This window comes from Bacillus sp. Cr_A10 (assembly GCF_029222665.1).
In the GTDB taxonomy this organism is placed as follows: Bacteria; Bacillota; Bacilli; order Bacillales_A; family Planococcaceae; genus Psychrobacillus.
Genome location: NZ_JARHXR010000021.1, coordinates 130,481 through 141,426, shown reverse-complemented (window position 1 = coordinate 141,426; position 10,946 = coordinate 130,481). Strand labels below are relative to the sequence as shown.

Sequence of the window (10,946 nt, the reverse complement as noted above, 5' to 3'; positions counted from 1 at the left end):
ATTAATAAAATTTACAATACCTTTACAAATATTGTGTTGAAAATTTACACTATGCAATTATTCTAGAATAGACAAAATACGTCATGGAAAAATTACTAACATATTTCTTGGAGGTAAGAAATGATCAGTTTGAAAAAAGTAAAAATGGGATTATTAATGCTGTCTATTCTTGCTGTACTATCTGCATGTACAAGTAATAACGATAATGATACACAGGTGTCAGATGGTAGTGGTGCTACAGTATCTATTTCAGGATCTACATCTGTAGGGCCGCTTGCTGAAAAATTAGCAGCAAAATATACAGAGGAAGATAATACGAATATTGAAATAAATCAAATTGGTTCTTCTGCGGGAATTACCAACGCAATCAGTGGAGTGTCGGAGATAGGGATGTCTTCACGGGATTTAAAAGAAGAGGAAAAAGCAAGTGGTTTGAATGAAGTAGTTATTGCTTATGATGGAATTGTAGTAGTGACTCATCCAAGTAATAAAGTAAAAGACCTTACGATGGAGCAAATAAAGCAGATTTTTACTGGAGAAGTGACGAACTGGAATGAACTAGGTGGAAATGACATGGAGATCGTAGTTGTTTCTCGTGAGGATGGATCAGGTTCTCGTGATGCGTTCCAAGAAATCGTTGACTACAGCTCTGGTGAATTAGTCAGAAGCGCAATTATCGCAAGTGGTAATGGAAATATTAAAACAACTGTTGCGAACAATAAACATGCTGTTGGTTTTATCTCATTTGAATACATCGATGAATCGATTTCAACAATCGATGTTAATGGTGTTGAAGCGAATGCAGAAAATGTTCTACAAGGTAAATACAGTTTGTCTAGACCGTTCTTGTTTGTATATAAAGAAGGACAATTAACAGATGCAGGACAGCGATTTATAGATTTTATTTTAAGTGAAGATGGACAACTCATTGCAGCTGAAGCAGGAGCAATCCCTGTAAAATAAATAACTATATAACTTGATTCAGCAGAAGTATCTCACTTCTATAAGTGGTGAAATGAATGCATAGCATCAATTCAGTAGGGGTCCACAAACCCTTGCTGAATAAAGTTAAAGCCTCCGGCGGATGCCACAGATTTTTAGAGGAATTTATCGAGCAAGCTCGATAAAAATCTGGGCGCAAATACGCCGAGGCGTATTTGATAAAGAAGAAGATAACATAATTTTTAACGGAATCTTGGAGGAGTAAAGAGTGTCTATCCCAACAACTAACAAGCAGGCCGTAGAAATCGGTAAAGCAAATAAAAGGAAGTATATGTTAGAAAAAGTGTCCTCAAGAATTTTCTTGATTTGTGCACTTCTTTCAGTTTTAACATTATTGTTAATCATTGGATTTGTATTTTATAAAGGAGCTCATCCCTTTGTAGCAGAGGGCTATAGCTTTATAGACTTTATTTTGGGTAGTGATTGGGTACCGAGTGAAGATAAATTTGGTATATTCCCAATGATTGTTGCATCCATATTTGCAACAATTGGAGCATTAATTATTGGAGTCCCAATTGGCTTATTTACAGCTATTTTCTTAGCAGAAATTGCCTCTAAAAGAATAGCAAGAATTATTTCACCAGCAATTCAGTTGCTAGCAGGTATCCCATCAGTATTATATGGTGTATTTGGACTAGCAATCATTGTTCCGTTTTTACAAAACAGTTTAGGTTTAGTAAAAGGACAAAGCTTATTAGCTGTTATTCTTGTGCTAGCAATCATGATGTTACCAACTATAGTGACGGTAGCAGAGACAGCGATTCGTGGAGTACCACAAACATATCGTGAAGGATCATACGCCTTAGGAGTATCACAAATTGGGACAATTTTTAAAGTCATTGTACCAGCAGCTAAATCAGGTATTATGACGGCAATCGTATTAGGTTTAGGTCGAGCAATTGGAGAGACGATGGCAGTTATCTTAGTAGCTGGTAATAGTTTAATCGTGCCAACTAGTTTAACAGATAGTGTTCGTCCACTAACGACAAATATCGCATTAGAAATGGGTTATGCATTCGGTACACATCAAGAAATGTTATTTGCAACCGGAATTGTTTTATTCTCATTTATATTAATTTTGAATTTTGTATTAGCAAAAATAAGTGCGAAGGGAGGTAACTAAGATGAGACATTTTAAAGATAACTTGTTACGTGGACTTCTATGGTTATCAGCTTTCTTATCGGTTGCCGTCCTCGTTATGATCGTTGGATTTATCTTTTATAAAGGTTTTAATTTGATTAGCTTCGACTTCATCTTTGGTGATTATTCTCCAACTGGAGGTGGTGGTATTTGGCCAATGATCGTAACAACGATATACACAGTTCTTATTTCATTAGTCATTGCAACACCTATCGGAATATTAGCAGCTGTTTATTTACAAGAATATGCTAAACAAGGGCGTTTAGTAAGACTAATACGCTTTGCAACAGAAAGCTTAACAGGGATTCCCTCCATTATCTATGGTTTGTTTGGAGCGGTATTCTTTGTAACTACGTTAAAGTTAGGTATGTCGATTCTAGCTGCTTCATTAACCTTGACGATTATCGTGTTACCTGTAATCATTCGAACAACTGAAGAAGCATTAAAAACAGTGCCGCGTTCATATCGTGAAGGTTCATTAGCACTTGGAACGACAAAATTACAAACATTATATAAGGTCATATTACCAAGTTCAATGCCGGGAATTTTGTCTGGTATCATCCTTTCTGTAGGAAGAATTGTTGGAGAATCAGCTGCAATATTCTTAACTGCTGGGACAGTAGCAGCTATGCCAGAGAGCATTCTATCATCAGCTAGAACTTTAACTGTTCATTCTTATTTAGTAACACAAGAGTCTGGAGACATTGAACTTGCTGCTGCAGTTGGTATTGTCTTAATAGTAATTATTTTAGCAATCAATCTTATAGCAACATTTATCTCGAAGAAATTTAACAAAGCAACAAATAAATAAGAAGTATGTTAATGAGGTCATCAGAAATAGAACATGGTGAGCTAACGACCAAAAAAACAAGTAGGGAAGGTATTTTCGCAAATGGAGCAACGTAAAGAAGGTACATCTAAAATTAATGTAAGGGATTTAAATTTATTCTATGGTGAGAAACAAGCGCTATTTGGAGTCGATCTTGCTATTCATGAAAAAGAGGTTACTGCTTTAATCGGACCCTCAGGTTGTGGTAAATCAACCTTTTTACGAACATTAAATCGTATGAATGATTTAATTGATGGCGTGAAAATTACAGGAGATATTGTCATTAATCATGAAAACGTTTATAAAACAAATGATGTAATCAAATTACGAACAAAAGTAGGAATGGTATTTCAAAAACCAAATTTATTCCCAATGAGCATTTATGACAATGTTGCCTATGGACCAAGAATGCAAGGTATTAAAAGTAAAAAAGAATTAAATAATATTGTAGAAGAGAGTTTGCGAAGTGCAGCCATTTGGGACGAGGTAAAAGACCGTCTAAAAACATCAGCACTTGGTTTGTCAGGTGGTCAGCAACAACGCGTATGTATTGCTCGTGCTATTGCGATGAAACCAGACATTATTTTAATGGACGAGCCTACTTCAGCATTAGATCCGATTTCTACGTTAAAAATAGAAGAACTAATCACAAATATGAAAAAAGACTATACAATTGTCATTGTTACACATAACATGCAACAAGCTGCACGTATCTCTGATAAAACAGCGTTTTTCTTAAATGGAGAAGTGGTTGAATACGATGATACAGATAAAATTTTCTCTACACCACAGGATCAAAGAACAGAAGATTATGTTACAGGTCGATTTGGATAATAGGGGGTAAATAAATGAGTATTCGTGTGAACTTTGAGAATAATTTAGGGGAATTAAAAAGAAAAATCACCGAAATGGGTGAACTATCAATTGTTGCTCTTGAAAGATCTTTAATGGCCTTGAAAACACAAGATGTCGAGATAGCTATAAAAGTTATTGAGGGAGATACAACTATTGATAGCCTTGAGTTGGAGATTAATCAGTTCGCAATCTGGCTAATGGCAAAAGAAGCACCGGTTTCAAGAGATTTACGCGAGATCATTGGTGTACTTAAAATTTCCTCTGAAATTGAGCGGATCGCGGATTTTGCAGTAAATATCGCAAAAGCAACTATCAAGATTCGTAATACAAAATCTTTAATGGAGATTACTCATCTAGAGAAGATGAAAGAAGTATCGATTGAAATGCTCCGAAAAGCACTACAATCTTTTTTAGAGGAAAATATCCTACTAGCCAAAGAAGTTGGCGACTTAGATGATATAGTGGATGAATATAATGGTGAAACATATAAAAACCTTACTACTTATTTAAGTGAGCATCCAGAAGAAACAAATCAGGTTGTACAATTATTATTTGTAAATCGTTTTCTAGAGAGAACAGCAGATCATATAACAAATATCGCTGAAAGTACAGCATATTTGATTAAAGGTCAAATGTATGATTTCAATTCATAAAAGTAAAAAAGATTTGTGAACACTATAACTAAGAAAATGAGATATAAAAACGGAGGGGCTGTTCTGAAAGTCAAAAAATGACTTTTAAGGGCAGCCCCTCTCTTCCTAACTTCTATTAAAAAGTGTGAAGGATTTCCGTTCCAGGCGGACGCTTTCCGCGGGCGAGCGCCGAGCCTCCTCAGGCCAACATGATGTTGGTCATGAAGGCGTTGCCTCAGGAAGAGGCGGCCTTAGCCTTCCTTCCTCTCTAAAGCTACGTGCGGGGTCTCGGCATGTCTCGCTTTCCCGCAGGAGTCGCCGCCTTTCACTCCAATCAATTATTTCACTCACTCAATCAACATTATTAGATTTAAACACAAAAGCAGATGGAGGACTTATTGGAAAGCCCCTCCGTTTTATTGTAAGAAATATTATTAATGAGCAATTATATCAAAGCTAAATTGATTCTAATTAAATAGTGAAATATATTTTTAATAATCCCATCAGCCCCTTGTGTTGTCACACACACTCCTCACATTGTGAAGCGGTCGCTTGATTGGAGCATGTATTGTTTAGCAGGATAATTTTAATACTTATAGAACATTAAAGAGGATGTAATTAGGATATTAAAATAAAAAAATTTGGAGGTAATCATGGGAAGATTAATACATTTTGAAATCCATGTAGATGACATGGAACGTGCAAAGAATTTTTATGGACAGGTTTTTGGATGGTCATTTGAGGATTATAGTAGTTATGCGGGAATGCCTTATTTTGGAGCTTTGACTGGGGATGAAAATGAACCTGGAATAAATGGAGCTTTGATGCAACGACAAAGTGCACCTCCTGAAGCAAATCAAGCCTTAAATGGGTTTGCTTGTACAATGGGAGTGGAAGATTACGAAGCAACGGAATCTAAAATTCTTGATAATGGAGGCAAGATTGCATTGCCTAAATATGCCTTACCAGGAATGGCGTGGCAAGGATACTATCATGATCCTGAAGGAAATATTTTCGGAATTCATCAACCAGATAAGAACGCAAAATAAAATTTTTCACTGCAAAATAGTTGGCGAGAATTAAATAACAAAAAATAAATACATTAAATTAATAACCACTTTTGAATACTTTTCAAAGGTGGTTATTTTAGTTTTGTAATATTTATCTGAGTTAAAATAAAATTCAACTCTTTAGTTAAATTTATTTTCTATGAAAAGCAAACTGCTACTAAGTTTGAGAAAAAGAGGATAGGAAAGACTTACTTATAACAAGATGTAACAGTAGAAAAAGGGTTCGAGAATAGTTGAAGAAATCTCAAAATTTACTGTTGGTTGTGATTAATGGCTAGTAAATGGTAAGGTAGCATTGGTAACATTATTAGGAGGTTTATACATGGATAATAACGATATATTAATTAGACTTAGATATGCTCTAGATATTAAAAATAAAGATATGATAGAGATATTTAAACTTGGTGGTATGGAATTTACAAAAGAGGAAGTAATAAAGATACTAACCAAATCAAAAGATGAATTCGATAATCTTGATGAAGCAGAGGAAACAGAATATCAAATAAAATGCAATAATAAGATGTTAGCGGCATTTTTGAACGGGTTTATTACGTTTAAAAGAGGTAAACAGGATTCAAAACCAGACCAGCCTAATAACCCTGAACCGCCTGAAAAGAGTGCTAACAATATGCTTCTGAAGAAGTTGAAAGTGGCACTTCAATTAACAGCAGAAGATATGCTAGATATACTTGATGATGGTGGTATAGCTGTGTCAAAAGGAGAATTAGGCGCTATTTTACGAAAAGAAGGACACCGAAATTATAAGGTATGTGGTGATAATTTTGCGCGTAAATTCCTAAAAGGTTTGGCTGTTAGACATAGAACATGAAATTCTAAGCTGTATTCAATAAAATATATTAACCCCAATTGTGAGATTTGACATCTAATAATTGGGGTTTAGTTATATTTAAATGTAAGAAATGCTGTCTAGTTACTTGTTTCGGTTAACTTAATATCAATTATCTGTTCTGTTTCATTATCAAAGGAAATATCAACAAATACACCAAATTCTTTGTTGTTTTCTCTTAACCATAGTTTGAACTTTTCTGTTGAGGAATCTGTACCTGTTTCCTTTCCAATATGAAGATAATCGATAATACTTGCTTGAGGATATTTTTTCTTCGTCTCTTGTATAGCAATTTGTCCCCATTTAGCATAGGGTGGGGAAACTTCATGTTCTTCATTGTTCACATGAAAAGCCGTAAAATTACCGAAAATTAAGGTTAGAACTAATTGAATCGCTAAAACTGTCTTCATGATTTATGAACCTCTCTTTTAACTTTTATTATTTCCTTGTTTATTTAAGTTATTCGGATAACCAGTTACACAAATTACTCTACGGAAGAATAAAAACTAGTCCTAATAATAATTTAAGCTTTTAAAAACCATACTATGTTTGAGGTGAAAGCAATGTATAAATTACTGACTCATAACGATTTAGATGGGGTTGGATGTGGGATTTTAGCAAAGCTAGCTTTTGGTAAACAAGTGAAGGTGCGATATAATTCTGTAGCATCTTTAAATAGAGAGATTGAATTCTTTCTTGAACATGATTCTTCAGATACGTTTTTATTTATTACGGATTTGTCTCCGAATAAAGAAAATGAACAAAGGCTCGATAATTTTTATCATTCAAAAGGAAAAATCCAACTACTTGATCATCATAAAACGGCTTTACATTTAAATGATTATGAGTGGGGCTATGTCCTAGTTGAAGATAATCAAGGCAAATTAACGTCTGCTACTTCATTGTTTTATAAATATCTAGTCAAACATAGACTGTTGGAGCCAAAGGATTCAATTGCGGAATTTGTAGAGTTGGTTAGGCAATACGATACATGGGAGTGGGAGAAAAATGAGAATCATCAAGCTCATTCCTTAAATTCGCTATTCTTTTTAGTATCAATTGATGATTTTGAAGAAAAAATGATTGATCGACTACAGACAAGTGAACATTTTGTGTTTGATGAATTAGAAAAGACATTGTTGAACATGGAAGAAGATAAAATAGAAAGATATATTCGCCGTAAAAAAAGAGAGATTGTACAGTCAACAGTAGGGGCATATATTACTGGAATCGTTTATGCAGAATCATACCATTCGGAACTAGGGAACGAACTTGGTAAAGAATATCCTCATCTAGATTATATTGCAATTATAATTATGGGAGGGAAAAGAATTTCATTGCGCACCATTCATGATCATATCGATGTTTCTGAAATTGCAGGATATTTTGGTGGTGGTGGACATCAGAAAGCGTCTGGTTGTACTTTAACAGAGGAAGCGTACAATCAATTTGTGGTCGAAACATTTCACTTGGAACCAATACAGGAAGATGCCAAAAGAAATCGATATAATTTGAAACAATCTTCATTCGGTTCGTTATACAAAAATAGAAATGATGATGTTTTTCTTATTTACCAAGAGGATGAACAAAACTGGATGATTGAAAAAAATAAAAGGGAAATGGAACATACCTTTATAAGCTTTGATGAATGCGAACGATTTTTAAAAAGAAACTTTGAAGCATGGCTGGTGAGGGATGATTTGTTTGTGGAATATTTAATGCATGAGGTTCAAAAGAGATAGTCACAATTACAGCTGTTTGTTTTATATAGAACCATGTGAGAAACACACATGGTTCTTTTTTATTTTATTTGAAGGCATAATCTGCTAAGTATATTAGTGAGATGATGTAATATGTATGTTAAATAACTAGCAGTGGGGAGAGAAGTATAATGGAAATTGGCGTAACTACGTTTGTAGAAACAACACCGGATGTGGAAACTGGTAAGGTAATTAGTCATGCTGAGCGAATTCGAGAGGTTATAGAAGAAATTGTATTAGCGGATCAAGTAGGATTAGATGTATTTGGTGTTGGAGAGCATCATCGGAAGGATTATGCATGTTCTGCACCAGCAGTTTTGTTGGCTGCTGCAGCATCTCAGACAAAGCAAATTAGGCTGACAAGTGCGGTTACCGTATTATCTTCGGACGATCCTGTTCGAGTATACCAAGAATTTTCTACGCTAGATGCAATTTCAAATGGTCGTGCAGAGATTATGGCTGGACGAGGTTCATTTATCGAGTCTTTTCCTCTATTTGGTTATGACTTAAAGGATTATGATGAATTATTCGATGAAAAGTTAGAATTATTATTGAAAATAAGGGAATCAGAAATGGTTACTTGGAGCGGAAAACATCGACCGGATATTCAAAACCGGGGTGTTTACCCACGCCCTGTTCAACATCCACTTCCAGTTTGGATAGCTAGCGGAGGAACTCCACAATCTGTTGCTCGTGCGGGTTTTCTTGGGTTGCCACTTGTTATAGCAATCATCGGAGGTAGTCCACTTCAGTTTGCACCACTCGTGCAACTTTATAAGAAAGCAGCTACACAGGCAGGGCATGACGTAACGAAGTTGACAGTTGCATCACACTCTCATGGGTTTGTTGCTGAAAGTACCGAAAGTGCTGTGGACAAATTTTTTCCATCAACTCAACAAGCTATGAACGTCTTAGGAAAAGAACGCGGATGGGGTCCATATACTCGTGCCACCTTTGACCATGCACGCAGTTTAGAAGGAGCCTTATACGTAGGTGATGTACAAACAGTTGCTGAAAAAATTATTTTTCTTCGTAAAAACGTAGGCATCACACGCTTTATGCTTCACGTACCAGTCGGTTCGATGCCTCATGATGAAGTGTTAAAAGCAATTGAACTACTAGGAAAAGAAGTGGCACCATTGGTTCGTGCAGAAATAGAACGTTGGGAAGCTGAAGGGGAATGACTTCAGTGACTCTTTAAGCTTATAAGAGAATAGGCTTGATTCTGTTGAAGCAGAACCAAGCCTAAGTATTCAATATTCTTTCACTTTTTTTTCCTTGATTGTACTGCCAATTCACTATCTAGCACTTTAAGTAGGGAGTAACACATGAAGATCATAATTATGGCAAATGGAAAGGCAGCTGCAATAGAGGCTGTTTGCAATACGGTTAATCCACCGGATAAAAGTAAAACTGCTGCAACAGCAGATTGAATAATACCCCATGTCATTTTGATTTTATTGGAGGGATTTAATGTTCCCCCTTCACTCAACATTCCTAATACAAAAGTAGAGGTATCTGCAACAGTAATATAATAAATAGCTACTAGAGCAAATCCCATAAGACTTAATATAGAACTTAGTGGAAGATAATCAAAGAATGAAAAGATAGCTAAAGACACGTTGTCTGCAATATATTTAGCCAATTCATGATTTTCTGAGTTGATCACAAGATCAAGCGCGGAGCCTCCAAAGATAGACATCCATAAACAAGTTCCAAGAGTAGGGACAATCAACACACCTACAACAAACTCTTTTACGGTTCTTCCCCTCGATATTCGGGCTATAAACATACCGACAAAAGGTGCCCAAGCAATCCACCATGCCCAATAAAATAACGTCCATGATGCAATCCATTCTCCTTCACCAAATGGTGTCATCCTTAAACTCATATGGATAAAATCATTGATATAGAGTCCAGACGTATTAAAAAAGATTTTAATGATTGTCAAAGTTGGTCCGACAATTAATATTAGCAACAAAATAGCAAAAGATATGATCATTGCAGCGTTAGATAAATATTGAATTCCCTTTTCCAAGCCAGTGTTAATCGAAATAATGAAAATAACTGTAGCGACAACAATAACAATCAGTTGAACAACTAAAGTATTTGGAACACCGAAAATGGAATGCATCCCGGCTGTAACTTGTAATGCTCCAAGTCCAAGAGACGTTGCTATTCCAAAGACAGTTGCAAATACAGACAGAATATCAATTGTTTTACCAATAGGTCCATAAATTTTATCCTTCAGCAACGGATAGAAAACAGAACTTATGGCTGCAGGTAGTTTTTTATTATATTGGCAGAGAGCAAGAGCTAATCCAATAACAGTATAAATCGCCCAAGGGTGGAGACCCCAATGAAAAAAGGTATATTGCATGGCAACATTGGCTGCTTCAATGGTATAGCCCTCTCCATATGGGGGTTTCGTATAGTGAGTAACCGGTTCAGCTACACCCCAATAAACAATCCCAATACCCATTCCTGCCCCAAATAACATTGCTAGCCAGGACGCAGTATTGAAATCAGGCCTGTCTGTAGTCTTACCTAAACGTATATGACCATACTTAGAAAATAGTAAGTAAAAGGAAAATACTACAAAGAAAAGGGTGGTGCCAATATAGACCCATCCAAGGTAATCAATAGAAATGTTGAAAATAGTATTGGTGACCTTTGTAAGAAGATCTGTGAAAAAGACCCCCCATGCAATAAAAATAAGGGTTAGTATAAGTGAGATGATAAATACACTGTTTTCTTTTAGCTTGTTAACATTCATGGAAACCTCCAACAGGAAATGTGTTAATAATTGT

Annotated in this window: 11 protein-coding genes; 9 read left to right on the top strand and 2 right to left on the bottom strand. The window is 35.6% G+C overall.

The features are described 5' to 3' along the window. The first annotated feature begins 120 nt into the window (after window positions 1-120). The 7 genes from P2Q73_RS18840 (at window position 121) to P2Q73_RS18810 (ending at window position 6,358) form a co-directional block, all read left to right on the top strand. Entirely contained in the window at window positions 121-963 is an 843-nt protein-coding gene (locus P2Q73_RS18840; protein WP_056833101.1) for a phosphate ABC transporter substrate-binding protein, read from the top strand. 247 nt (window positions 964-1,210) lie between these two features. Beyond that, window positions 1,211-2,125, top strand: coding sequence for a phosphate ABC transporter permease subunit PstC (gene pstC / locus P2Q73_RS18835; protein ID WP_275790010.1), 915 nt, complete (start codon window positions 1,211-1,213; stop codon window positions 2,123-2,125). A gap of 1 nt (window position 2,126) precedes the next feature. Continuing rightward, on the top strand, window positions 2,127-2,954 hold the full coding sequence (gene pstA / locus P2Q73_RS18830) for a phosphate ABC transporter permease PstA (protein WP_056833103.1): 828 nt from the start codon (window positions 2,127-2,129) through the stop codon (window positions 2,952-2,954). An 81-nt stretch (window positions 2,955-3,035) separates the two neighbouring features. After that, window positions 3,036-3,806, top strand: a complete 771-nt coding sequence (pstB, locus tag P2Q73_RS18825) for a phosphate ABC transporter ATP-binding protein PstB (protein WP_053591925.1) — start codon at window positions 3,036-3,038, stop codon at window positions 3,804-3,806. A gap of 14 nt (window positions 3,807-3,820) precedes the next feature. After that, window positions 3,821-4,480, top strand: a complete 660-nt coding sequence (phoU, locus tag P2Q73_RS18820; protein WP_275790007.1) for a phosphate signaling complex protein PhoU — start codon at window positions 3,821-3,823, stop codon at window positions 4,478-4,480. 632 nt (window positions 4,481-5,112) lie between these two features. Next, entirely contained in the window at window positions 5,113-5,508 is a 396-nt protein-coding gene (locus tag P2Q73_RS18815; protein ID WP_056833107.1) for a VOC family protein, read from the top strand. 343 nt (window positions 5,509-5,851) lie between these two features. Then, a complete protein-coding gene (locus P2Q73_RS18810; protein ID WP_275790005.1) occupies window positions 5,852-6,358 on the top strand; it encodes a YehS family protein in 507 nt (168 codons plus the stop codon). Window positions 6,359-6,456: 98 nt separating this feature from the next. On the opposite strand, the gene P2Q73_RS18805 is transcribed toward P2Q73_RS18810, so the two are convergent. Further along, window positions 6,457-6,786, bottom strand: coding sequence for a DUF3889 domain-containing protein (locus P2Q73_RS18805; RefSeq protein WP_275790003.1), 330 nt, complete (start codon window positions 6,784-6,786; stop codon window positions 6,457-6,459). 153 nt (window positions 6,787-6,939) lie between these two features. On the opposite strand from P2Q73_RS18805, the gene P2Q73_RS18800 reads away from it, so the two are divergent. Both P2Q73_RS18800 and P2Q73_RS18795 read left to right on the top strand, forming a co-directional pair. Continuing rightward, window positions 6,940-8,118 carry a DHH family phosphoesterase gene (locus tag P2Q73_RS18800; RefSeq protein WP_275790001.1) on the top strand — a complete coding sequence of 393 codons (1,179 nt, stop codon included), beginning with the start codon at window positions 6,940-6,942 and terminating at the stop codon, window positions 8,116-8,118. 149 nt (window positions 8,119-8,267) lie between these two features. Further along, a complete protein-coding gene (locus P2Q73_RS18795; RefSeq protein ID WP_275789998.1) occupies window positions 8,268-9,320 on the top strand; it encodes an LLM class flavin-dependent oxidoreductase in 1,053 nt (350 codons plus the stop codon). Window positions 9,321-9,400: 80 nt separating this feature from the next. Here the strand turns inward: P2Q73_RS18795 and P2Q73_RS18790 are convergent, their stop codons facing one another. Then, window positions 9,401-10,912, bottom strand: coding sequence for a glycine betaine uptake BCCT transporter (locus P2Q73_RS18790; RefSeq protein WP_056833117.1), 1,512 nt, complete (start codon window positions 10,910-10,912; stop codon window positions 9,401-9,403). Window positions 10,913-10,946 lie beyond the last annotated feature (34 nt).